The sequence below is a fragment of the Psychromonas sp. SP041 genome, assembly GCF_000470315.2.
Lineage (GTDB): Bacteria > Pseudomonadota > Gammaproteobacteria > Enterobacterales > Psychromonadaceae > Psychromonas.
Window position 1 is genome coordinate 107,439 of the sequence record NZ_CBRF02000003.1, and the last position, 24,591, is coordinate 132,029.

A 24,591-nucleotide genomic window follows, 5' to 3' on the forward strand; every position below is an offset into this window, starting at 1 on the left:
AATGTGTAAAACAATAACTATTTCTATATATAATTAGGTAATGGATTCACATCAATGCTGATAAAAAAAATGAAATCGTTAATAAAATTACAACCCTTTAGAATTAAACATAGTTTATCTATTCGTTTACTTTCTTATATTTTAATTTGTAGTTTTGCTCTCGCGATTATTATCACCTTGCTGCAACTATTATTAGATTACCAAAACGATCTCACCAAAATTGATGCCAGTATTGAACAAGTTGAATCTAGCTTTGTTGAACCGCTCGCCACCAGTCTCTGGAACTTTGATAAAGAACAAATAGAAATTCAAAGTAAAGGCATTATGAATTTGCCTTATATGCAGTATGTGAAAGTCTATGAAGTGGTTGGTAATACTGAAGTTGCTATTTCACATCAAGGTATTATTAAAGACGAATATGACATCAGTCAAAAATTTGATTTAATTCATCAGAAACAAGTAGTGGGAACATTGTTCGTTGCCGCGTCACTAGATCAGGTTTATGAGCAATTATTCGATAAGTCATTAATGATCCTAATAAACCAAACGATTAGAATCATGATTGTTTCAATCTGTATTTTATTCATTATCTATTACATGGTCATTAGACATATCAATAAAATTGCTCTCTATACACGTAATATCAAACTTTCATCTCATAATAAAAACTTAGTCTTAGATGGACGTAAACGTAATATTACCTCTACGAGTGATGAGTTAGATGAATTAGTGTATCTATTGAATAAGATGCAGAAACGTATTGTTGCGGAATTAACGGACAAAGAAATTGCGATTAATGAGTTACAACAAGAACGAGACTTTTCAGCCACTATCATTAACTCTTCAAGCACTATTATTTGTTGTCTCGATGCGGACTTTAAAATAGCCACCATCAACCCTGCTGCTGTTATTCTTACTGGTTATTCACAAGAAGAATTAAACCAAAAAAGCTGGTTAGATATTTTTGTATTAGAGAACCGCAGAGCTGAATTACAAGAAAAATTATCAGATAATGAACCTTTGTATGGCATTGAAATTAATATGCATGACCAAATGGGGGAAGTGAATACCTTATTATGGACCTTCTCTGCTTTCTATGAAGGCATGGATATTAAATACTTGATTGGTTTTGGACACGATATTACGCCGCAAAAACAAGTTGAGCAGGAAATTCTATTGCTTAATGATCAATTAGAAGAAAAAGTAACAAAAAGAACCGCAGCATTAACAGCCAGTAATACACAAATGGTACAAACCGTTGAGCAATTGAAACGCACTCAGCAAACCTTGGTTGAATCTAAGAAGATGGCATCATTAGGCAGTTTAGTCGCAGGTGTTGCTCATGAAATTAATACACCTATTGGCATTAGTGTTACAGCAGCCTCTTCATTACAAGAAGAAGTCACGACCTTAAAACAAGAATTAGAAGACGACCGACTTTCACGCGCACATTTAGATTCATTTATTTGTCAATTTACGGAATCAAGCAAACTACTCAGCCATAACTTAAAAAGAGCAGCAGATTTAATCAGCAGCTTCAAACAGGTCGCCGTTGATCAGTCTTCTGAGTCTTGTTATTCCTTTAATTTAAAAGAAAATATAGAACAAGTTGTTACTTCTTTAAAACATAAAATAAAGCAAAGTAAGACCACCATTAGTATTGTTTGCCCTAATGATTTATCTATCTATAGTTTCCCTGGGAGCTTTGTACAAATTTATTCAAATCTGATCATTAACTCTATCATTCATGGTTTTCATGAATGGTCAGGCGAACGAAATATATTTATTGATATTGAATTACATGGCGGCACCCTAGTGATTGATTATCGAGATACGGGTAAAGGTGTATCAGAAGATGTGTCAGACCGTATATTTGACCCTTTTGTTACTTCAAAGAAAGGCGCGGGTGGCAGTGGATTAGGCACTCATATTGTTTACAATATTGTTAGTCAGCTATTTAAAGGTGATATTCAATATGTCATTGAAACAAAAGGCGCACATTTTATAATGAAAATACCTTACCGAGCTTGTATGAATTCATAATGATACGTTCATTTTATTAATGATTTTTGAATCGCATTATTGATAGGTAATATTGATAGGTAATATTGATAGGCAAAATTATTCATCAATAATGTTACTTAGATTCAAATAATAAATGAGATCATTAGTAGATAAGAGTCGTTTATGAAAAACACTAAAATATAAGTCAGAGTAGATTAAATCAGGGTGGGGATGTAAACATACTGCCGCAAGCACTCATACGGCAGCATTAACTAATGACTAACTAAACTACTCGTTAGTTTCTGTTGTCTCTTCTTCAGTACTTTCTTCAGCCGTTTCAGCATCTAGTAAATCATGCTCTCCGTACCACTGCGCTATTTTTCGTTCCAAAATATCAACACCGAACCCTTTTAAAGATGAGAACAATTCAACTTGTACGTCACCTTCAAAGTTCTCAGCTTCTTCACGCATTTGCAACAAAGTCGCTTTACGTGCGCCTTGCTTTAATTTATCTGCTTTTGTTAACAAAGCTAAAACAGGAATATTGGCATCAATAGCCCAAAAAATTAACTGTTGGTCGAGATCTTTAAAAGGATGACGAATATCCATCAACACAACCAGTCCTTTTAATGACTCTCGTTCTTGCAAGTATTCACCTAATGATTTTTGCCATTTCAATTTCATTGCTAACGGTACTTTTGCAAAGCCATAACCCGGTAAATCGATGAGTCTTTTCCCTTCTTCCACTTCAAACACATTGATTAGCTGAGTACGCCCTGGTGTCTTACTGGTTCTCGCTAAACTTTTTTGACGAGTAAGGCGATTTAATGCACTTGATTTGCCCGCATTAGATCGTCCAGCAAAGGCAACTTCAATACCACTTTCTACTGGTAAATGCTTATCTAGATGGCGAATATCTGGTGCACTAATTAAAAAATGCGCTTTTTGAAAATGTATTTTTGGAAATTCCACGATATGCCTCATATGTTTGCGTAGCAAAATTGTTATTTTTCTGAAAACCTGTGTAAACTACACAAGCTTTATTTACGCATATTGTAACATAATGTAGCCCCCCTAAAATAACAACTTTAAGAATTAGATTGGATAGTTATGAATAAATTATTAGTAGCAATAATCGCAGTATTGAGCTTTATGAATATCGCTCAGGCACAAGGCGATATAGATGCAGGGAAAACTAAATCAGTGGTATGTGCAGCTTGTCACGGCCCTGACGGTAACAGTCCATCAGATCTATATCCAAAATTAGCAGGTCAGCATTCATCATACCTTGTAAAACAATTGCAAGAATTTAAAAGTGGTGAACGTGAAAATGCAATTATGTTAGGCATGGTAGCAGCGCTTTCAGAGCAAGATATGAAAGATTTAGCTGCCTATTACGCTTCACAAACAAGCACCCCAGAAACTGTTTCAGAAGAAGTTGCGAAAGCAGGTAAAAACTTCTACATGGGTGGCGATAAAGAACGTGCAATCCCTGGTTGTACAGCTTGTCACGGACCACGTGGTAACGGTTTAGAGTTAGCTAAATTTCCTAAAATATCAGGTCAACACCCTGCATATATCAAAGCTCAACTTATCGGTTTCCGTGATAGCCTACGTCATAACTCACCAAATAATATGATGTCGGATATTTCAGGTAAGTTAACTGATGAAGATATCGATTTACTTTCTAAATATATTTCAGCGTTACATTAATCCTTAACGATTAATTAACCATAAAAAGGCATGCTTAATAAAGTGTGCCTTTTTTATTTACGCTAACCCCCTCTTTTAAAAAGTATTACCGCGACTAAGCACTTTATTCCCCATTTATTAAGCCATCATGAGATAACTTTCTCCTTCAATAAATTAATGATGGAATAAATCTGCTTGATTGCTAACGGGCATATAAACCTGTTATTCTGCGCAGCATTAACATCCCAAATTATGGTGTACATACACCGCCCTTATTAATGCCCATAAATACTATCAATAGTAGTGGCATGATAATGATACAAAAGGTAACTAAAATAATGTCTCGTACTAAAAAAAGCCGTACTGCTGGTAACTCAGAACCTAAATTTGACGGCAATAGAAAAGAAACGTCTTCACAAGCACAAGAAGCACGTGATAAAAAACGCAAAGATAAATTAAAAGGCAACAAAGCGGGTAACCGTAATGCGATTGAGTCAAAACAAAGCGCACAAAAAAACCAACGCCAAGCTCAAAATGATAAACGTCATGGCAGTAAAAAACCAATTGCGTTAACAGCAAATGACAAGCCTCAAGAAGCTGTTAAACCTAAAATAAATATGCAGCCAAAAGCGAAAGTTATTAAAAGTGCTTTAGCTCAACCTGGTTTAAATCAAGCAAATGTTGCTCAGCCAAAAGTGACAGCAAAAATATCACCAGAAAAAGAACTGGCTAATATTGAAAATGATGAACGCTTGAATGATTTATTAGAGCAAGTTGAAGCTGAGCAATCATTATCAAAAGACGACCAAATTTGGGTAGATAAACAAATGAAACGTCATCAAGAACTAATGAAGCAGTTAGGCTGGATTGATGAAGAAGGCGAAGAAGATTTATTGCAGCAGTTTGAAGATGCAAGCTCAGCATTGGACGAATTTAGATAAGTTATTAATAGTTTATAGATAGGTTATAAATATGAATATGGATACGATATTAGCAATTTCAGCAGTTTTCATAATACTTGCTCTCGCGTTTTACGCAGGAATGTTGATCAATAAAATTAAAATGCAAAAAGCACAAGCATTACAAATTGAGAAAGCTCAAGAGCAAATAAAACAACAGAAAATTCAAGATAGAAACAATAATATCGTAGAAAGTATTCGTTTTATTGCAAAAGCGACCATGCAAAAGCAATGTAATGTATCGGAAGCGGCTATTCGTTTAACCGTGTTATTAGAAACATTACAACTTAAAGAAGCTATCGATATAGCAGGTACTTATCCTGCTTTAACGGCTATGTTTGAAAAAGTAAAAGATATGCCGACACATGAAGAGCGTAAAGCTCGACCTGTTAAAGAAATAAAAATGTTAGATATAAGACGCGAAGTATTCGAAGCAGAAATGGAAGAGAATATAATTAAAGAAAGTGCGCTACTGGCAGAGTTCTCCATCTAATCACACATTATTATATTGGTTATATTACTACGGATTATTATTAGAGGTAGTATGTGTATTTATCATGCATGCTAATCCTACAATCGCTGATTTAGCGCAATAAAACGTAATAATCGAAGTGCTAATATTGCACTTCATACCAATAAAATAAAGAGAGTTAGCATGCAAAAGCTTGTTTGGGATCAGGCCTTAATTGAAAAATATAATTACAGCGGCCCCCGTTACACTTCATACCCAACTGCGCTAGAGTTTGCAGAAAGCTTTCAACATAGTGATTTGATCAAAGCGACACACACCTATCCAGACCGCCCTTTATCTCTCTATATTCATATCCCATTTTGCCATAAACTTTGTTATTTTTGTGGTTGTAATAAAGTCATTACTCGTCACCAAGAAAAAGCTGATAAGTACCTAGATTTTTTAGAAAAAGAGATAGTACAACAAGCTGTTCATTTTAAAGATCGTACCGTTAGCCAGTTGCATTGGGGAGGCGGAACACCTACTTTTTTATTACCTCCACAAATAACACGCTTGATGACACTATTACGTGCTCACTTTAATTTTTCTGAGCAAGCAGAATTAAGTATTGAAGTTGATCCTCGTGAAATAGAATTAAGTACGATTGATCACCTAGCAAAAGAAGGCTTTAATCGTCTGAGCTTAGGCGTACAAGATTTTAATAAAGATGTGCAAAAAGCAGTTAATCGCGAACAAGATGAAGACTTTATCAAACAACTTTTAACACGCGCAAAAGAGCAAGGCTTTCATTCAACTAATCTAGATATGATTTATGGTTTACCATTACAGACGAAAGAAAGTTTTGCCTTTACATTAGAGAAGGTGTTGGCACTCGATCCTGCACGTTTGTCTATTTTCAATTATGCACATATGCCGAGCTTATTCGCAGCACAGCGCAAAATTAACGAAGACGATATGGCAAAACCCGCTGAAAAGTTAGCAATGTTACAACACACCATCGAATTTTTAACGGAATCAGGTTATCAATTTATCGGAATGGATCATTTTGCAAAACCAAATGATGAATTGGCATTAGCTCAACAACAAGGTATTTTACATCGCAACTTCCAAGGTTACACTACTCAACAAGATGCAGATTTATTAGGGTTAGGTGTTTCAGCGATCAGCCAAATCGGTCATTGCTACTCTCAAAACCAGAAAAAACTTAGCGATTATTACCAACAAGTTGAAAATGTAGGTCACGCACAATGGCGAGGAGTCGCATTAGATAAAGATGATTTAATTCGCCGAGAAGTGATTAAACAATTAATCTGTAACTTCACATTAAATAAAAAAGACATTGAACAGCAATTCGACTTAAATTTTGATCAATACTTTGCTGAAGACATTAACTTATTAACCCCCTTTATTAAGGACCAATTAGTGACAATTGATAGCAACAAAGTGCAAGTATTATTAACAGGAAAATTATTGATTCGTAATATTTGCATGTGTTTCGATGTTTATTTACGTAAGCAAGCTCGCCAACAGCAGTTTTCTCGTGTCATCTAAGCCTTTAGCACATCTAAGTGATGAGTCAGCGAATACTCATGCATATTATATCGGGTTAATGTCTGGTACGAGCTTGGATGCCATTGATGTCGCCTTGTGTCAGCGTAATGCGGCAGGGTTCGTACAAAAATCAGGGATAGCAATCGACTTAGCGCCATCACTTCGCCAACAGCTATTAACTATTTGTAATGAAAAACAGGTCACTTTGCAAACCTTAGGTGAAATAGACCATCAGTTTGCCTTAGCGTGCGCTCAAGCAGTCAATGACCTATTAAAGAATGAAAATATCAGTGCAAATGAGGTGACTGCAATCGGTAGTCACGGACAAACGATCTATCACTCTCCTGAGACGCAATACCCATTCACACAACAAATTGGTGATGCCAACTTAATCGCAGCAAAAACACATATACCCTGCGTGGCAGACTTTAGAAGAATGGACATGGCTTATGGAGGCCAAGGGGCGCCTTTAGTGCCTGCATTCCATCAAGCTTTATTTGCACAACACAAGACTCAACGTGTGATATTGAATATTGGCGGCATTGCCAATATTAGTGTTTTAAATGGGTTAGAGCAGGCTTTTGGTTATGATACTGGCCCAGGTAACATGCTAATGGATGCCTGGATTAACTTACACCATCAACAACCTTTTGATAAAGGAGCTTGGTTTGCAACAACAGGTACAGTAAACCAAACGTTATTAACGAGTTTATTAGATGATGCTTATTTTGCTTTGAGTGCACCTAAAAGCACTGGAAGAGAAAAATTTAATTTAACTTGGTTAACGCATAAGTTAATGGCTAATGACTTTATGGCCGAAGATGTCCAACGTACCTTGTTAGAATTTACTGCTATCACTATTTGCGACCAAATAAAGCAGCAAAGTAATGCTTGTGATGTTTACGTATGTGGAGGCGGTGCACTCAACCCATTACTAATGCAACGATTGAGTGGCTTAATGCCAAATCACACAGTACAAACTACCGAGGCATTAGCCATTAACCCAATGTATGTTGAAGCGGTTGCCTTTGCTTGGTTGGCAGAACAAAGAATATTAGAAAAAACGGTTCCGTTGAAGGCAGTAACAGGCGCTAATAGAGATGCTATTTTAGGCTGTGTTTACTTACCTTAATACGTTTACTTATTTTAGATCTTAGCGTTGATGGTTGAAGGTTGAAGGTTGAGCACTGTCATTCACTCCAAAGAGATTGAGGCAGCACCTTAAATCAATAAAATACTTAAGACATTAAGCCTTTTTAAAATAGTAAAAACACCAGGCCATTAAATGCATCACCATCAAAATACCAGTAACCCAAATAAATAGGATTAAAGTAACTTGTTGTACGGCTAACCAAGTACTGATGTTAAAACCTAAATAAATACTTAAACCGACAAGTAATAAACATAAATTAATGCCCATACATTGCTTACAACGCCCTAACTTCTTTTTAAAGAAAGTCCCAACACAAAGATCACAAGCCATATATCCTCCAATATTACTTATACTAACTGATACGCTAAAAGCCTATTTTCTTGTGTTCCTACTGAATTTTAATTATGGTCTGCTTATTATTTCCTGTAGAGCTAACAATATGACGTATTTTATAAGTATGTTATTACTTCTGATAACGCTTTCAAGCAATGCTGATTCAAACCAAGCTAAAAGTAACAAAGTAATAGAGTCAAAGCCAACAGTAGAAAAACCAACAACTCAAGTTCCACATAATAATGGTACTGGTGGCCTATTAAAAAATACAATAATAGAACCGATTGAAAACTTTAATAGCATTTCAAAAAAAACAATAACGCCTAAAGCAGCGATACCAAAAGCAACTACGTCAAAAATCGCTAGCAAAGAAAAACAACAAACAATATCTCACTCTGCAGCATTACCTACTCAACGCCAACAAAAAGTTGAGATTAAAACCAAAGAAAATATTAAAGAAAGCTTAACAACAGAAAAATAGTAAGCCTTCAACTACCTTTCTCTCGCATCATACTGCAACACAAAAAATCCCATAATATATACCCATTGCCAATCAAAATGCACTATTCAGTCGTTAACTCAGACACCAAGACAAGGCGTAACATGATGACAATGAGGAGTCCTTATCGAATGTTACAACACAGTATTAGTTTTAGAGTTAGCGTCCCACACGACTTGCGGAATTACATTTAAAATCATAAGGTTATATTTTTTACTAGTCAGTGCCGTTAATATTGCGTAGCTCAGGTAAATTATTGAAGCAATAACGGGTTATTGAGAGATAATTTAATGCAGAAATCCACGGAAATAGCGGTATTGTATCCCTTTGCTTATCCAGAACTGAGGTTAACTAGCCCTTCATTGATTAAATACTTAATTATCCTCATTAAACGATTTGACCTAAGGTGAGCTTTAGATATACTGATTATCCCCTTGAATTTAAGACGATGAATAATGAAATATATTGGTGCCCATGTAAGCGCAGCAGGCGGCGTATTTAACGCCCCGAAAAATGCCTATGACATTGGGGCAAATGCCTTTGCATTATTTACTAAAAACCAACGCCGATGGGAAGCAAAAGCGCTCGACGAAAATACGATTCGTAAATTCAAAGCAGCGTGTATACGTTACAAAATTGACTCAAAAAATATTTTACCGCACGACTCCTATCTCATTAATTTAGGTCACCCCGAATCCGAAGCATTAGAAAAGTCACGCATTGCTTTTTTAGATGAAATGCAACGTTGTGAGCAGTTAGGGTTATCCCTATTAAATTTTCACCCTGGTAGCCATTTAAAAAAGATCACAGAACAAGATTGTTTAAAACGTATTGCAGAATCAATTAACTTAGCGCTACAACAAACAACGTCAGTATCAGCGATTATTGAAAATACAGCCGGACAAGGTACTAATTTAGGTTATCGTTTTGAGCACCTCGCCACGATCATTGAACAAGTAGATGATAAGCAACGTGTTGGTGTATGTATCGATACTTGTCATACCTTCGTTTCGGGTTATGATTTACGAGGAGAAAAGGCAACAGAGGCGACCTTTAAAGCCTACTCTGATATTGTCGGATTTGAATACTTACGCGCAATGCACATTAATGACAGTAAAGTACCTTTTGCTAGCCGAGTAGATCGACATGCGCCTTTAGGGGCAGGTGAAATTGGTTGGGATTGCTTTGAGTTTCTAATGAAAGATCCACGATTTAACGGTATACCATTAATATTAGAAACAACCGATGAAACATTATGGCCAACAGAAATAAAACGTTTAAAACAATGGTCCAGTGCTGATTAAAGGCTATTTGTTACTTTTATAGTACTAAATACTTTGAAACTATCTACACAGCGATTATGCTATAAAAGTATCGACAAAATAAGGAAAGTAATATTCATGTTCCAAACACTAAAAGCATCTATTCAAACCTATATGACAGAAGAGCAATGTGCTTTTGTTGAACGCGCATACCATTATGCGTATGCGGCACATGATGGTGTGAAAAGAGCAAGTGGTGAACCTTATATTACTCACCCAGTAGCGGTTGCTGAAATTCTTGCAGGCATGAAGTTAGATTACGAAGCTATCTCAGCAGCGCTCATGCATGATGTATTAGAAGATACTGATACCACACATCAAGAACTAGCCGATGCGTTTAATGACAATGTTGCTCAACTCGTTGAAGGTGTCACCAAACTCGATAAATTTAACTTTGAAAATCGCGAGCAAGCACAAGCTGAAAATATTCGAAAAATGCTTATCGCGATGTCTAAAGACTTCCGAGTTATGCTGATTAAACTTGCCGATCGCATGCACAATATGCGTACGCTTGATTCACTGCGTTTAGATAAACGCCAACGCATTGCACAAGAAACCTTTGAAATATTTACCCCAATTGCAAATCGCCTTGGCTTACATTACCTAAAAAATGAACTTGAAGAGTTAGCTTTTAAAGCACAAAATTCAGCTCGTTATCATGTACTTAAAGAAGCTATCACTAAAGCACGCGGTAACAGAAAAGACTTTATAGAAAGTATTTGTGATGAGATATCAGAGCAATTAACCTCTATGTCGATTGACGCGAAAGTCATTGGTCGAGAAAAACACCTGTACAGTTTATACAAAAAAATGCGTAAAAAAGGCTGCCAATTCCATGATGTAATGGATGTTTATGCATTCCGTATTATTGTAAAAGATTTAGATACTTGTTATCGCGTTTTAGGTCAAATACATCACTTGTACCAACCTAAATTAGAGTATTTCGAAGACTATATAGCACTGCCAAAAACAAATAGTTACCAATCATTACATACTACTTTGATCACCCATCAAGGTGTCAATATCGAAATTCAGATCCGTACAGAAGATATGGATGCAGTAGCAAAACACGGTATTGCTGCGCATTGGAGCTACAAAGAAGGTAAGCAAAGTTCTAATATTTCAGCACAATTACAAACACGTAACTGGTTCCAAGGGTTAACTGAGCAAGAAGACAATAATACTAACTCAATTGTTTTATTAGAAAATATCAAACAAGAGCTAGGTAAAAATGATATTCATGTATTAACACCACAAGGCAAAATCATTGTATTACCAGCTTTCGCAACACCGGTTGATTTTGCTTATGCATTACACACCAACATAGGGCATCACTGTATTGGTGCGAAAGTAGATAATGAATATTCATTATTAAGCCAAAAATTAGAAAGTGGACAAACCATTGAGATCATCACAGCGAAAGAGCCTAATCCAAGCCCTGAATGGTTAAACTTTGCCGCCACGCATAGAGCAAGAAATAGCATACGTAATTACCTAAAGCAATTACCACAAACAGCGACTATTCCAATGGGTAGACGCTTATTAAAACAAGCGTTAAATGCGACGAACCTTACCGATATATCACAAGAGAATATTGATAAGGTCATTGCAGATCATCATTTAGATGGGTTTAACCACCTATTACATGAGATCGGTAGCGGTAAATTATTGAGCATTATCATCGCAAGACGTTTGCGCGGTAATGCCGGTGAATTAACAGAGTCACACCAAAAACAACAAATAAGACAAAGTGCCATCAAGGGAGCTGAAGATATTATGCTTTCTTATGCCAACTGTTGTAAGCCATTACCAGGTGATCAAATTGTTGCTCATACTAGTACAGGTAAAGGTTTGGTCGTGCATGTTAAAAATTGTCACAATGTAATTGGTTTTGAAAGTGAACTCGGTAAGTATATTGCTGTCGAATGGGATATGAACTTTATGAACCAGTATGAATACTCAAGTGACTTGATTATTCAAATGGTTAATCATAAAGCCGGATTAGCAAAAATGTTTAATGTAATAGCAAAAAGTAACGCTAACGTGCAGGATTTACAGACGACTGCGGTGACAAATCAGATTTATTCAATTAATGTGACATTAACAGTCATAAATCGAATACACTTGTCTCGCATTATGCGCCAAATTAAGAAATTAACTGGCGTTAAAAGTGTAAAACGAAGCAATAAAAAATAACAGATTCCGATTAAACTTGTATTAGATGCATTAAAGTATTGTAAAAGAACAAGTTGATTCGGTATTGTTAATATATTAAACATATACCCAATGGATTAGATCACTATGAAAACCGTTAAAATTATGATGTTGATGTTAAGCACCATAATACTAGGTGCTTGCACCGCTGAAACTCAAATTATCCCTCAAAAAGTAAACTTGTCTCAGCTGCAACATAATTGGAAGCTCACTCATGTTGATAATATCCAATTAGCAACGGTCATTAAAAGCACATTACAAATCAATGCTGACAATAAAAGCTCAGGTAATTTAAGTTGTAATAGTTTTTTTGGTGAAGCTAAATTCGTAGACAATCAATTGCGTATCGAAAAAATGGCTAATACACGAAAAATGTGTGACGAGCTAAAAAACAGTGTTGAGATGGATGTAAGCGAAGTTTTAAGTAACTGGGCAAATGTAATGATTGATAACGAAACATTAATTATCAGTAACAAAAAGCATTCATTAACTTATCAACTTGCTGACTCATTAAACTAATATTACTTAATGAAGATTTAATCCCGACTGAATAGTTTAACTATTATTCAGTCGAATATTTTGTAATACTTTTCTTCTATTCGTTTACCAACCACTCGATTATCTGAATATAGACCTGCTACCGTTCAAGGAGCTTTATTCAATTGTTAGTTTTGGAATTCAAATCAAGTCGCAACACTCCTTAAAATTAATACCAATTATATTAAGAGCGACATTAAATACCTACTCTGCGTTTTTTAGCCACTAAAATAGATTAATGATGCATTGTTATTGGTATAAAATCATATCGAATAAAACACACTTCAAATACTCTTTTTTAAAAATGACTACTTTCTGATTATCTTCCCTATTATATATATTTGAACATTTGCTCAAAAAAACCAGAGAAAAATAAGTCTAAATTCAATGAAAAAATACTCAAAAATATAGAGTTGCGTAACAATAATGTCATCATTATATGCTAATTTAACAGACTAGATATTGCTCGAAAAACAATCAAAATAATTTTCAGCAATCATTTAGTTATTTTTATCGAAAGCACCATCACTGGACATTATTTAAATTCAAACCTATAGAGGATTCGAAAATGAGTAATATACATCAACTTAATAGCTTACCGAAACAAACCACCATCAACCTGATTGCATCATACCAGGGCGACTTTAAGCATGATAATTTCAGTTATCACCAATTATTAGAAAAATTACAGCAAACAATTATGCGCAATCAATTTATGAATCAAGAAGATAATGCAGCTTGGATGAATCATAGAGGTAGTGATTATTTAGCAAACCCTAAATTATTTGCCCATGCACCTCTGACTTATTTATGCGTATTTTTAAGTGAAACCTTTAAGCATAATAAACTCAATCAAATTGAGCATAAAATACCGCCAAATGTATTTGAGGCGATATTAAAACGCTTAAATGATTTTAAATAATAACGGTTAATAATGGCTGGAATAATAAAGACAAAGTAATACCAATCATTTCACTCGAGATGGTTTGTGATTAGTACTCATTACATTACACTAGGCCTTACGATAAAAAACAAGAGCAAGTATGGATTCTTTAACTCAAATTGTTTTAGGGGCAAGTGTTTCTGGTGCTGTTGGTATCAAGCCTTTTGGACGTAAAGTATTAATCACAGGTGCATTATTAGGTACCTTGCCTGACTTAGATGTATTGCTGTCTTATGAAACCGCGATTGAAGACTTTACTCTACATCGCGGCTTCAGCCATTCATTATTTACTTTAAGTGCCTTAAGTCTATTTTTATATTGGCTGGCTTTATATTTTAAACCTACATTATCTGCACACAAAAAATCATTATTTTTAGTTATTTTTTTACCGTTAATCACCCACCCTCTTTTAGATGCTTTCACCACTTATGGAACGCAATTATTGTGGCCATTAGATATTCAACCTACTTCTTGGTCTAGCATCTTCATTATCGATCCTCTTTATACATTGCCATTAATACTTGCTGTTATTGGTCTATGGTTTCGAGAGAAAGCTGTAAAGTGGCAAAAAATAAACCGAATAATGTTAGCGTTCAGCTGTGCATATTTAGTACTTGGCCAAGTGCAATTTTGGAATATCCAACAAAGATTAACACACGATCCTATTGCAAAAAGTGGTCACTTATTCATTGCACCAACACCATTTAATACGCTGGTTTGGCAGGTACTTAGCTACCATGACGATAATTATTATGTAAGCTTTACAACAGCATTCAATAACCAACCTTTATCATGGCAAACATACGACACAGGAAGATCATTAATCAATAATTTTGATTCAACAGGGTTGCAACGGTTGGAATGGTTTAGTGGTGGTTTATTACAATTTAAAGAATTGGACAATCAGTTGATCGCTACCGATCTGCGTATTGGTTTAAGAGAGTATTATCCTTTTTCATTCAGGATAGCTGAGGACAAAAATAATTGGCAAGAAATTAAGTCTCAAAAAATGCCAGAGCCTGTTATTAATTTAAGCAAGCTAACTGAGTTAATGCACTTTTTAAGGAATACACAAAAATAGACTTATAATACCAATCACAATAAATAACTTATCTATTTTACTTGTTAGAACAGCTCACTTCCTCGTTGTAAATTTCGTAAAAGGAACAACCATTAAAGAATTAGCATCTTTTGGTTAATTCTCCGATAGACGATTAACGAAGTTAATTTTTGAAAGGCTCAATTTACGCCTTGAATTGAACTGTTTTTCCAGCTCAAAATTTAGACATTATATTTAATGTAATCGGTATAAAATAAAACTTAATGTTTAATTTCAGAGATTATTTGAGAACAAGTTATACCAATGGAATTAAATAAGTGATCAGAGATTGCGCAGGAAAAATTAACACTAATAAGGCGTGAGTTGTAGGAGATAGTTGTTTTCACTTCAAAACTCACAACGCAGTTAGGGGTAATTTTAACCAGCAAGAATGATCACCTTATTAATTCTTTTGGTATTAGTTTGAAAGTAGTATTAATTTAAGCTTAAACAATACCTTGGTACCTTTTACAAAGTATCAACGTATTGTTTAATTTCAGAGAGGAATTCTTCACCATACTTATCTAGCTTAATATGGCCAACACCCGTAATTGAAAGAAACTGAGAATCATTGGTAGGCATTAACTCACTCATCTCCGATAAAGATACGTCACTAAAAATAACGTAAGGAGGTAAGTTTTCTTGATCTGCTATTTTTTTACGTAAATGGCGTAACCTAGCAAATAATTTACTGTCTGCATTGGCAGAAACGCTACGACGTTTTTGTTTCGCAGTCGTTTTTACTAGTTGTAGTCTTGGCACCGCTAACATTAAGCTATTTTCAGATTTTAAGACGGTACGGGCCGCTTCCGTTAGCTGTAACGCAGAACCACGCGTTAAGTTTTGCATTAACAATCCACAGTGAATTAATTGTCTAGCGATACTAAACCAGTGTTCCGTTGATTTATCTTTACCTATCCCAAAAGTCGATAGCTGATCATGACCAAGGCTTTTGACACGGGCAGTTTGAGCGCCACGCAGTACTTCAACTACATGAGTGATCCCAAAGTATTGCCCTGTACGGTAAACACAAGAAAGAATTTTTTGAGCGTCTATCGTCGCATCATAACTTTGTGGCGGATCTAAGCAGATATCACAGTTACCACAGGCTTTAGGGCTGTATTCACCAAAGTAATTTAATACTACGCGACGACGGCAAGTTTGTGCTTCTGCAAAGGCAACCATGGTATTCAGTTTATGTAACTCAATACGAAGTTGTTCTTGGTTTGGGTTCTTTTCTAATAAGCTTCTTATACGCGCAGGATCTGCTGGGTCATAAAATAACATTGCCTGTGCGGGTAAACCATCGCGCCCTGCTCGACCTGTTTCTTGATAATAAGATTCTATATTTTTAGGAATTTCATAGTGCACAACAAAACGCACATTAGGTTTATCAATTCCCATTCCAAAGGCAACAGTCGCCACCACAATTTCGACTTCATCCTTAATAAATAAATCTTGTACGTTTTGACGCTCCTCTAAAGGCAAACCAGCATGATAACAGCGAGAGTTAAGGCCTTTAGCAGCAAGCTTTCCTGCTATCTCTTCTGTGCGTTTACGGCTGGTACAATAGATGATGCCACTTTCGTCTTTATGTTGGTCTAGATAATTAAAGAGTTGTGTTAATGGGCGATATTTTTCAATCAATAAGTATTCGATATTAGGACGATCAAAGCTACGAATTTCTATTAACGGATCCTGAAGCTTTAAACGCTGTAAAATATCTTGTTGCGTTGCGTGATCTGCCGTTGCAGTCAATGCGACTAACGGAATATTTGGAAAATATTCTTTTAGATTGCCTAACAGCGCATATTCAGGCCTAAAATCATGACCCCATGATGAAATACAATGCGCTTCATCTATGGCAAATAAATTGATTGGAAGGTGCTGTAAACGACCGATAAAATCAGGGCGTAATAAACGCTCCGGCGCTACATATAATAGTTTTAACTGACCACGATGTAGAGAATTAATGATGTCGTTTTGTTCTTGATAAGACAAACTAGAGTTAAGGTAAGCAGCTGCTACACCACAGGCTCTTAGTGTGTCTACCTGATCTTTCATTAAAGAGATTAAAGGGGAAACAACAATGCAAATCCCTTCTCTTACTAAAGCAGGAATTTGAAAACACAGGCTTTTACCACCACCTGTTGGCATCACAACTAATGCATCACGTCCTGCAATAAGGTCGTTAATGACCGTTTCTTGACCATCACGAAATTGCTTGTAACCAAACACATCAAATAAAACGTTATGTGCAGTACTCGTCATACTCTGGTTCAAAATATAGCAACCTATTGATAGTCTAAGCGGATAAAAGGGTATGCATTGTAAATCAGCGGCATAAATATTTCAGCCTAAATTTTCTGATTTAGAAGAGGCTATAATGCACTAAATTCCTTGCTAAATATATCCACTTTCTGCCAATCGGTTAATTCTAAGTCTTGTGTTTTATCAGTACTACCACCAGTCATCTTCATAATTAATTGAATTAACAGTGTTTGCCACCAATTATAACGAGAATATAATAAAGCACCTGCAAATACGCCTTTCAGCTGTGGTTGCCATTCTGATAGTTGATCAAACTTTTTCATATAAGCATTATTTTCAGGAATTGCTTTTTCAGGCTTGCGTGCAGTTAAACAAACCACAAAAAAAGCATTCGATATAGCGTCTAACTGTTGCTTATGTTCATTGACAAATTTGATGATATTCGGACGAAAATTACCGTAACGAACAGAAGCACCCACTAATACTTTTTGATACAAAGAGAAATCAATCTGTGTATTATCATCAATGTTTAATACCGTCACATCACCAAGAATAGACTGTTTGATATGATTGATAATTTTTAAAGTTTGCCCATCAACAGAAGAGTATAAAACTAAAGTGTTGTTAGAAATGGTTTCGCTAGGCGTTGCTTCGTTAGGCACTGCTTCACCAGTTATAGCGTCGTTAGATTTAGCTTCAATAGACATAATTTAATTTTTCCAAAATACAGGTGTAAATAATACTAATAAGGTAAAGACTTCTAATCGTCCAAATAACATGGCAATAATCATCACCCATTTAGAGGCATCACTGACATCATTAAAGTGTAACGCAACTTCACCGAGCCCAGGGCCAAGATTATTTAACATGGCAACGACAGAAGAGAAAGCACTGAGCTCATCCATCCCCGTCATCAATAAAGCCAACATACAAACAATAAACACTAAAGCATAGGTAGAAAAGAACCCCCAAACCGCTTCAACTACTCGGTCAGGTAAGGCTTTATTACCTAATTTTATTTTATAAACCGCTTTAGGGTGAACCAAACGTTTTAATTCTCGTTGCCCTTGTAAGTTAAGCAATAAGACTCGAATAACTTTTAAACCACCACCTGTTGAACCAGCACAGCCACCAATAAAACTGGCAAAAATAAGCAAGACAGGTAAAAACAAAGGCCAATCTGAAAATGAAGTCGTCGTAAAACCAGCGGTTGTCGCAATAGAAACGGCTTGGAACATTGCATGTGAAAAAGTTGTTTCGATGGAGTTATAAACATCATGATCTATCAAAACTAGAAAACAGATGCTAGTTAACAAGACTTGAATGAAGATAAAAGCACGTACTTCAGGATCTCGTCGATAAACTTCCAAGCTGAATTTTTTAGCTGAGAAGGCAGTAAAATGTAAGGCGTAATTAATACCGGAAATAATTAAAAAAACCACGGTAATGATATTAATTATTTCACTATCAAAGTGTCCCATACTCGCATCATAAGTGGAGAACCCCCCAATGGATACGGTTGAAAAACTGTGTCCAAGTGCATCAAACAAGCTCATGCCTGCAAGCCAGAAAGCCAACATACAAGCCACTGTTAAGCATAAATAAACATACCATAACGCTTTTGCTGTTTCTGCTATTCGAGGCGTCATTTTAGAATCTTTAACAGGACCTGGCGTCTCTGCTCGATATAACTGCATGCCACCGATCCCTAACATCGGTAACACTGCAACGGCTAATACAATGATCCCCATACCACCGAACCATTGCAGCATTTGGCGATAGAAAAGAATAGATTTAGGTAAATCATTGAGCTCTGCAATGGTCGTTGCGCCGGTAGTGGTTAAACCTGAAAATGACTCAAAAAAAGCCGTGGCCAAATTCATATCAACACTAGAACTCATTAAGAAAGGGATTGCACCGACACTGCCTAGAGTTGCCCAAAAGAGCACGACAATTAAAAAACCCTCCCGGGCTTTTAATTCGCTTTTATGACGTCTATTTGGAATCCAAAAGAAAAAACCAATGATTAAAGTAACAAAAAAAGCGGCCAAAAAGTCATTACCGCCGCCATCTTGGTAGATGTATGCGATAAATACAGGCGGCAGCATAGTTAAACTAAATAACCCAATCAGCATCGCGACGATCCTGATAATAGAGCGAATAGCCACTAGTTAGCCCAGCTCAACAACTGACGTATTAATTTTCTTTGCAATGACTTGTCCCTGCATCAATGATTGTAATTTTTGCTTAAAAATATCGACCTGCTCACTATCTACCTCTATTAACACGACAACTGATTGCTCGTAATTAGCGTTAATAATTCGTCCTGAATTTGATTCCAGTAGATGTTCTAAGGTTGCCATTTGAGAATATGAGCATTGTAACTCAAATCGCTCAAAAAAACGTTTTTCAGATGTAGGCATGGTAGGACACAATTGTTGTAAACCATTGCTATACGCACGCACTAAACCTCCAGTACCTAACTTAATGCCGCCCGAGTATCTAACGACTACCGCAACCAACTCTCCAACATGAGTCCCTTGTAATACGGCTAACATTGGTTTTCCAGCAGTGCCTTTCGGTTCTCCATCATCACTACACCCCATATTAACACTATCATCAGGGCTACCACCGATATAAGCCCAGCAATGATGACCTGCATCTCTATGTAATATTTTCATTTCAGCAAGGAACTTCATTGCAGCTATTTTTCCCTTAGCCGGACAGATAAAAGTTAAAAATCGACTTTTTTTAATCTCTTCTTCAAAAAAAACAGGTTTATTTAAGATAAAATAGGGTTTATTCACTTTCAATTAAAAACCCTTGTGATTGCCAAGCCAGAAAACCACCAGCAACTGAATGAACGTTTTGATATCCCATTTGTTGTAAAGAAGCAGCCGCTAAAACACTGCGAGCACCAGAACGACAAAGTAAATAAATCGGCAATTGCTCAGCAGAGGAGACTTCATTAATTAATGAGTTATAAATAGGTAAGTTACTCAACTGCATTTCTAACACACCACGCGGGACTAAATAACTTCCCTTTGCGTAACCAAGTGCTGTTTCTTCTGTTTCTCTGATATCAATAAACAATAAAGACTGATTGTTTTGTAAATGCTGGTTAACGGTTGCACATTCAACTTCATTAACTTGAGTACGAAATGATTCAACCAGCTCTTTTCCATCTAATAACATATTTATTCCTATTCTTTAGCAGATAAGCAAGTCAGTAATTCTTCAACTTGTGGGAGCGTTAGATTATGTCTATCGAGTTGTTTAATAAACACTTTAATGACTTTTTCATCAAAAGGCTCAATGCTTTTTCCTGTTAACTTATCTTTAGTTGCGAGAATTAACGTTTCATCCGTTTGTGTCACATTTTCAGATAACGAGCTTAATACACAATGGTAACGTAAGCGTGTCTCACTTAAGTGATCACTTAATACTTGTAATGATGCAGTGTTACTCAAGGATAGTATATTACCGTCAAAGGTAATTAAATTCGCAGCTTTAAATTCAACTAATAAGTCTAACACTCTTTTTTCAAGTGCTTCTGATGAGTCTTTTAAAAAATATTCAGCTTCAACAAATCCTAATAACTTAGTGATTAAATCAATTACTTGAATAATATTTATTTCAGCATCTTCACTACTTTTATTATTTAACTTTATTAATGCATAACTGAGCAATGACGGTAACGCAAATACATGTACCACTGTATTACGGTAATAAGTTAAATACGTACTTTGTTGGTGGTCACAACTCACTACATGATTAGATTCAGAAAACTTATTCATCGCTAATGCTTGTTGATAAATTAATTCAGGCGACAGTTTAGGGTAAGTAATTCCCGTACTTTCAGACATCTGAGCTAATAACTGCTGGTGTAACTGTAACAAGGTCAGCATGCGTTGTTTACCTAGTTGATAATTAGCGCTTGCTAATAAAATAGCAGCACATAAAGGCAGTGCATTAACCGCTGTTACTTGGTTAATTCCTTGCATCACATTATTAGCAAGGTGATTAACTTGCAGCTGAAACGCTTGTTCAGATAAAGCTTGCTCACGCCAACTAGGCTGTTGCTGATCAAAATATTGCTTTAGATTAATTGGCTCTCCAAAATTAACAAAAGCACGTCCAAAGTTTTGTAGCTTTTTGAAAATACCTAGCACTTGCCAAGCACTTTCTTTTTCTTTTTTCTGTCCAGAAAGCTCTTTCATGTAAGTGCTTACTTCCATGATATGGTCATAACCTATATATACTGGCACTATCATTACATTTCTTTCAGGCTGATCTAAAAAGGTTTGTACGCTCATCGCAAGCAAGCCCGTTTTAGCGGGCAATAAACGCCCTGTTCGACTACGTCCCCCCTCAGTAAAGAACTCAATGGGATAACCTTGTTTAAACAACATGGCAAAATACGCTTTAAACACCTTCCCATAAAGTGGGTTATCTTTAAAACTACGACGTAAAAAGAACGCGCCAGAACGTCTGAAAATACCACCAGCTGGAAAAAAGTTAAGATTCACTCCGGCTGCAACATGTGGAGGAACTAAACCTTCGCCGTATAACAAGTAAGAAAGTAATAAATAATCCATATGACTGCGGTGACAAGGCATATAAATAATTTCAGCACCGCTTTGTGTAGCATCTCGTACAGCTTGCGCATGGTTAACTTCTATACCTTGGTAAATACCATTCCAGACTTTACTTAAAATAAATCGGAAGACACGTAAAAATCGATATGAAAAGTTACTGCTAATTTCTTCTAAATAAGCATGGCTCTTTTTACGAATAACCGCTTCAGACTCATTACTTTCGATGCTTTGTTGTTTAATTATTTGCTGCATTTTCTCACTAGCAACAACTTGTTTAATCATTTTTTTACGATTAGGGATTTGAGGGCCACGACTAGAACGATGTTGAGTCGAAAAATAATGGAGTGCGACACGCGCTAATTTATAAGCTTGTTGTGTTGAATCGTTATTTTTGCCTAACAACATTTTGACCGAAATAGGCGCGTTGAAACGAATTAGGTGATCATTTCCGGCAGTGAGGATTGACCATAATTTTTGGAAAAAGCTAACATTACTATTGCCAGAAAATGCTTGTCGTGGGTTTTGTACTCCAGGGTTTCGCCCCCAGAAAAAAGTAACGGGAACCAGCTGTACATCAAGATTTTCGTACTTTAGATGTAGGTCGGATAGCTGTTGATATTGTTGTAAATAAGTAGATTGCTCTTGCTGTAATGGCTTTTTGGTAAAAAGGTACCCATCATGCAAATAAATAACCGCAGACAATGTAGTATCATGGACTTGTAAGGGCAGATAAGGGTCCGGTAACGCATGCTCTCGACATGCTTTTTGTAATGCTAATAAGTCATTCGCGCTATTTTGATCTAACACATAAACAATAGGACGCGATAAATCTAATTTTAACTCTATGAGAGGGTTTTGTGGCACAACCACACTCTTTACCCAAAATCGACTAACCATCCGCGACCAAAATGAACCTTTAGCTAACACATACTTTCCTTTTTTATTATTATTTTGTTACTTTATGATGCGAGTTTAACATACCACGCTAGAGCGTATAGGCGTTGCAAGTCGTTCTGCGATAACTAACAAATCATTATCATCAATACACAGCTAATTGATGACCAAACGATGTCTATTTGTTAAAGTGTCAAGCTTAAACCTACGCACATGAGATTACCGGTAAATGCAAAAAAACACTGGATTAAAACGAATATTTTTGGCCTTCGGTTATTCAATAAAAGGGATTAAAAGTGCCTTTAAACATGAAGCCGCTTTTCGCCAAGAAATTTTGTTGGCCGTTATTTTAATTCCTATTGCATTTATTTTAGAAGTATCTCAAATAGAACGTATTCTATTAATTTCACCTGTGGTACTTGTGATCATATTTGAAATAATTAACTCTGCCATTGAAGCCGTAGTTGATAGAGTTGGAACCGAATTCCATGAATTAGCTGGTCGCGCCAAAGATATGGGCTCAGCAGCAGTGTTAATTGCTTTAGCTTTAACCGCTTATATTTGGATAGAAATCCTGTTTTTTTAACCCACTTTACTCATTAGGATTTTAATATGGCGGATAAACCTGCTTTTACTAAACAAAAAAATAATATGAATTCTCCCATTAAAACTGTCCCTCATTCTTTTGAAGCAGAACAAGCGGTTATTGGAGGCTTATTATTAGATAACGATACTTGGTCTGATGTTTCTGAGCGTGTTGTAGATCGTGACTTTTACACTCGAGCACATCGTCTTATTTTTTCTACCATTGAAAAACTCAGCAGTAATGATATTCCTGTTGATATCGTCACCTTATCTGAAAAACTAGAAGATACTCAAGAATTAGAAGGTGTCGGTGGCATCGCTTATTTAGCAGAGCTATTACAAAACACCCCTAGTGCAGCCAACATCAATAACTATGCAGATATCGTACGTGAACGTGCCATTGTTAGAGAGTTAATCGGCGTTGCAAATGATATAGCAGAAGCCGGATATGATACTGAAGGGCGCGATAGTGCGGAGTTATTAGACTTTGCAGAAACTAAAGTATTCCAAATTGCTGAAGCCCGTAATAATCAAAATGAAGGTCCTCAACCTATTAAAGACATTCTCAAGGAGACTGTCGCAAAGATTGATGACTTATGTAAAAACCCACGTGACGGTATTACAGGCCTATCATCGGGTTATAATGATTTAGACCAAATGACCACTGGTTTCCAACCAGGCGATTTAATTATTGTCGCGGCACGTCCATCGATGGGTAAAACCACCTTTGCAATGAACTTAGCAGAGCATGCGGCTTTGAACGCTGACAAACCAACCATTATTTTCTCATTAGAGATGCCTTCAGACCAAATCATGAACCGTATGTTGGCTTCTTTAGGGCGCATTGACCAAGGTAAAATTCGTACGGGCCAATTAGATGAAAATGATTGGGCTTCTTTATCGTCAACTATGTCGATTCTATTAGATCGCGGAAAGATGTTTATTGATGATAGCTCTGGCCTAACTCCGACCGAGTTACGCTCACGTGCTCGTCGTATTGCTCGTGATCATGGTGGAATAAGCATGATCATGGTCGATTACTTACAGTTAATGCGTGTTCCTTCGTTAAGTGAAAACCGTACCTTAGAGATCTCTGAAATATCACGTTCTTTAAAAGCATTAGCAAAGGAATTACGTTGCCCTGTTATTGCCCTATCACAGTTAAACCGTGGTCTTGAGCAACGTGCAGATAAACGCCCAATTAACTCAGATTTACGTGAATCGGGCGCGATTGAGCAAGATGCCGATTTAATTATGTTTATTTACCGAGATGAGGTTTATCACGAAGACAGTGAACATAAAGGCATTGCTGAAATAATCATTGGTAAGCAACGTAACGGCCCAATTGGTAAAGTACGTTTAACGTTCCAAGGGCGTTATTCTCGCTTTGATGATTACACGGGTACGGCTTATCATGGTGATGAGTAACCTGTTAAAAACAAAATACTATCGTTAGAGTTAACGC

The 24,591-nt window shown here is 36.2% G+C and carries 22 protein-coding genes; 14 read left to right on the forward strand and 8 right to left on the reverse strand.

Annotated elements, in window-relative coordinates:
• Positions 1 to 54: 54 nt before the first annotated feature.
• On the forward strand, positions 55 to 2,043 hold the full coding sequence (locus tag SP041_RS02910; RefSeq protein WP_081695420.1) for an ATP-binding protein: 1,989 nt from the start codon (positions 55 to 57) through the stop codon (positions 2,041 to 2,043).
• Between the two features lie 249 nt (positions 2,044 to 2,292).
• Here SP041_RS02910 and yihA read toward each other — a convergent pair whose 3' ends face one another.
• Positions 2,293 to 2,976: a ribosome biogenesis GTP-binding protein YihA/YsxC gene (yihA, locus tag SP041_RS02915; RefSeq protein WP_025565521.1), complete on the reverse strand. Its 684-nt coding sequence runs from the start codon at positions 2,974 to 2,976 to the stop codon at positions 2,293 to 2,295.
• A 138-nt stretch (positions 2,977 to 3,114) separates the two neighbouring features.
• On the opposite strand from yihA, the gene SP041_RS02920 reads away from it, so the two are divergent.
• The 5 genes from SP041_RS02920 to SP041_RS02940 all read left to right on the forward strand — a co-directional run bounded on the left by SP041_RS02920 (position 3,115) and on the right by SP041_RS02940 (position 7,810).
• Entirely contained in the window at positions 3,115 to 3,717 is a 603-nt protein-coding gene (locus SP041_RS02920; RefSeq protein ID WP_025565520.1) for a c-type cytochrome, read from the forward strand.
• A gap of 317 nt (positions 3,718 to 4,034) precedes the next feature.
• Positions 4,035 to 4,637, forward strand: coding sequence for a Der GTPase-activating protein YihI (gene yihI, locus SP041_RS02925; protein ID WP_025565519.1), 603 nt, complete (start codon positions 4,035 to 4,037; stop codon positions 4,635 to 4,637).
• 31 nt (positions 4,638 to 4,668) lie between these two features.
• Complete coding sequence (locus tag SP041_RS02930) at positions 4,669 to 5,148, forward strand: DUF2489 domain-containing protein (RefSeq protein WP_051368621.1); 480 nt, start codon at positions 4,669 to 4,671, stop codon at positions 5,146 to 5,148.
• Between the two features lie 162 nt (positions 5,149 to 5,310).
• On the forward strand, positions 5,311 to 6,678 hold the full coding sequence (gene hemN, locus SP041_RS02935) for an oxygen-independent coproporphyrinogen III oxidase (RefSeq protein ID WP_025565517.1): 1,368 nt from the start codon (positions 5,311 to 5,313) through the stop codon (positions 6,676 to 6,678).
• Positions 6,668 to 7,810 (forward strand): anhydro-N-acetylmuramic acid kinase, encoded by a 1,143-nt coding sequence (locus SP041_RS02940; protein WP_025565515.1) that lies wholly within the window; start codon positions 6,668 to 6,670, stop codon positions 7,808 to 7,810. Before hemN ends, SP041_RS02940 begins: the two co-directional genes overlap by 11 nt.
• Positions 7,811 to 7,924: 114 nt before the next feature.
• On the opposite strand, the gene SP041_RS02945 is transcribed toward SP041_RS02940, so the two are convergent.
• Positions 7,925 to 8,161 carry a DUF3624 family protein gene (locus SP041_RS02945; RefSeq protein ID WP_025565514.1) on the reverse strand — a complete coding sequence of 79 codons (237 nt, stop codon included), beginning with the start codon at positions 8,159 to 8,161 and terminating at the stop codon, positions 7,925 to 7,927.
• 109 nt (positions 8,162 to 8,270) lie between these two features.
• On the opposite strand from SP041_RS02945, the gene SP041_RS02950 reads away from it, so the two are divergent.
• From SP041_RS02950 to SP041_RS02975, 6 genes are all read left to right on the forward strand, one after another.
• A complete protein-coding gene (locus tag SP041_RS02950; RefSeq protein WP_025565513.1) occupies positions 8,271 to 8,645 on the forward strand; it encodes a hypothetical protein in 375 nt (124 codons plus the stop codon).
• Positions 8,646 to 9,118: 473 nt separating this feature from the next.
• Positions 9,119 to 9,967, forward strand: coding sequence for a deoxyribonuclease IV (gene nfo / locus SP041_RS02955; protein WP_025565907.1), 849 nt, complete (start codon positions 9,119 to 9,121; stop codon positions 9,965 to 9,967).
• Positions 9,968 to 10,057: 90 nt separating this feature from the next.
• Entirely contained in the window at positions 10,058 to 12,181 is a 2,124-nt protein-coding gene (locus SP041_RS02960; protein ID WP_025565908.1) for a RelA/SpoT family protein, read from the forward strand.
• Positions 12,182 to 12,286: 105 nt separating this feature from the next.
• Positions 12,287 to 12,718: an META domain-containing protein gene (locus SP041_RS02965; protein ID WP_025565909.1), complete on the forward strand. Its 432-nt coding sequence runs from the start codon at positions 12,287 to 12,289 to the stop codon at positions 12,716 to 12,718.
• Positions 12,719 to 13,304: 586 nt separating this feature from the next.
• Entirely contained in the window at positions 13,305 to 13,658 is a 354-nt protein-coding gene (locus SP041_RS02970) for a hypothetical protein (RefSeq protein WP_025565910.1), read from the forward strand.
• Between the two features lie 121 nt (positions 13,659 to 13,779).
• Positions 13,780 to 14,760: a metal-dependent hydrolase gene (locus SP041_RS02975; protein WP_025565911.1), complete on the forward strand. Its 981-nt coding sequence runs from the start codon at positions 13,780 to 13,782 to the stop codon at positions 14,758 to 14,760.
• Between the two features lie 486 nt (positions 14,761 to 15,246).
• Here the strand turns inward: SP041_RS02975 and recQ are convergent, their stop codons facing one another.
• The 6 genes from recQ to plsB all read right to left on the reverse strand — a co-directional run bounded on the left by recQ (position 15,247) and on the right by plsB (position 22,574).
• Positions 15,247 to 17,049 carry a DNA helicase RecQ gene (gene recQ, locus SP041_RS02980; RefSeq protein WP_025562527.1) on the reverse strand — a complete coding sequence of 601 codons (1,803 nt, stop codon included), beginning with the start codon at positions 17,047 to 17,049 and terminating at the stop codon, positions 15,247 to 15,249.
• Between the two features lie 110 nt (positions 17,050 to 17,159).
• Positions 17,160 to 17,756: a menaquinone-dependent protoporphyrinogen IX dehydrogenase gene (hemG, locus tag SP041_RS02985; protein ID WP_081695306.1), complete on the reverse strand. Its 597-nt coding sequence runs from the start codon at positions 17,754 to 17,756 to the stop codon at positions 17,160 to 17,162.
• A 3-nt stretch (positions 17,757 to 17,759) separates the two neighbouring features.
• The gene (locus SP041_RS02990; protein ID WP_025562529.1) at positions 17,760 to 19,217 is read right to left on the reverse strand and encodes a TrkH family potassium uptake protein; all 1,458 of its coding nucleotides are present in this window, start codon (positions 19,215 to 19,217) and stop codon (positions 17,760 to 17,762) included.
• Between the two features lie 3 nt (positions 19,218 to 19,220).
• Positions 19,221 to 19,856 carry a YigZ family protein gene (locus tag SP041_RS02995; RefSeq protein ID WP_025562530.1) on the reverse strand — a complete coding sequence of 212 codons (636 nt, stop codon included), beginning with the start codon at positions 19,854 to 19,856 and terminating at the stop codon, positions 19,221 to 19,223.
• Positions 19,849 to 20,244: a rhodanese-like domain-containing protein gene (locus SP041_RS03000; protein WP_025562531.1), complete on the reverse strand. Its 396-nt coding sequence runs from the start codon at positions 20,242 to 20,244 to the stop codon at positions 19,849 to 19,851. The genes SP041_RS02995 and SP041_RS03000 overlap by 8 nt, the downstream gene beginning before the upstream one ends.
• Positions 20,245 to 20,252: 8 nt before the next feature.
• Entirely contained in the window at positions 20,253 to 22,574 is a 2,322-nt protein-coding gene (gene plsB / locus SP041_RS03005; protein ID WP_025562532.1) for a glycerol-3-phosphate 1-O-acyltransferase PlsB, read from the reverse strand.
• 196 nt (positions 22,575 to 22,770) lie between these two features.
• Here plsB and SP041_RS03010 point away from each other — a divergent pair, with 196 nt between their 5' ends.
• Together SP041_RS03010 and dnaB are read left to right on the forward strand one after the other, a co-directional pair.
• Complete coding sequence (locus SP041_RS03010; RefSeq protein ID WP_025562533.1) at positions 22,771 to 23,127, forward strand: diacylglycerol kinase; 357 nt, start codon at positions 22,771 to 22,773, stop codon at positions 23,125 to 23,127.
• A gap of 26 nt (positions 23,128 to 23,153) precedes the next feature.
• A complete protein-coding gene (gene dnaB, locus SP041_RS03015; RefSeq protein WP_025562535.1) occupies positions 23,154 to 24,554 on the forward strand; it encodes a replicative DNA helicase in 1,401 nt (466 codons plus the stop codon).
• Positions 24,555 to 24,591: the final 37 nt, after the last annotated feature.

Coding starts and splice junctions, on each gene's coding strand:
- SP041_RS02965 (WP_025565909.1), top strand. CDS start 12,287: ATGAAAACCGTTAAAATTATGATGTTGATGTTAAGCACCATAATACTA.
- SP041_RS02975 (WP_025565911.1), top strand. CDS start 13,780: ATGGATTCTTTAACTCAAATTGTTTTAGGGGCAAGTGTTTCTGGTGCT.
- recQ (WP_025562527.1), bottom strand. CDS start 17,049: ATGACGAGTACTGCACATAACGTTTTATTTGATGTGTTTGGTTACAAG.
- SP041_RS03000 (WP_025562531.1), bottom strand. CDS start 20,244: ATGTTATTAGATGGAAAAGAGCTGGTTGAATCATTTCGTACTCAAGTT.
- SP041_RS02950 (WP_025565513.1), top strand. CDS start 8,271: ATGACGTATTTTATAAGTATGTTATTACTTCTGATAACGCTTTCAAGC.
- dnaB (WP_025562535.1), top strand. CDS start 23,154: ATGGCGGATAAACCTGCTTTTACTAAACAAAAAAATAATATGAATTCT.
- hemG (WP_081695306.1), bottom strand. CDS start 17,756: ATGTCTATTGAAGCTAAATCTAACGACGCTATAACTGGTGAAGCAGTG.
- SP041_RS02970 (WP_025565910.1), top strand. CDS start 13,305: ATGAGTAATATACATCAACTTAATAGCTTACCGAAACAAACCACCATC.
- SP041_RS02945 (WP_025565514.1), bottom strand. CDS start 8,161: ATGGCTTGTGATCTTTGTGTTGGGACTTTCTTTAAAAAGAAGTTAGGG.
- SP041_RS03010 (WP_025562533.1), top strand. CDS start 22,771: ATGCAAAAAAACACTGGATTAAAACGAATATTTTTGGCCTTCGGTTAT.
- hemN (WP_025565517.1), top strand. CDS start 5,311: ATGCAAAAGCTTGTTTGGGATCAGGCCTTAATTGAAAAATATAATTAC.
- SP041_RS02920 (WP_025565520.1), top strand. CDS start 3,115: ATGAATAAATTATTAGTAGCAATAATCGCAGTATTGAGCTTTATGAAT.
- nfo (WP_025565907.1), top strand. CDS start 9,119: ATGAAATATATTGGTGCCCATGTAAGCGCAGCAGGCGGCGTATTTAAC.
- SP041_RS02910 (WP_081695420.1), top strand. CDS start 55: ATGCTGATAAAAAAAATGAAATCGTTAATAAAATTACAACCCTTTAGA.
- yihI (WP_025565519.1), top strand. CDS start 4,035: ATGTCTCGTACTAAAAAAAGCCGTACTGCTGGTAACTCAGAACCTAAA.
- SP041_RS02930 (WP_051368621.1), top strand. CDS start 4,669: ATGAATATGGATACGATATTAGCAATTTCAGCAGTTTTCATAATACTT.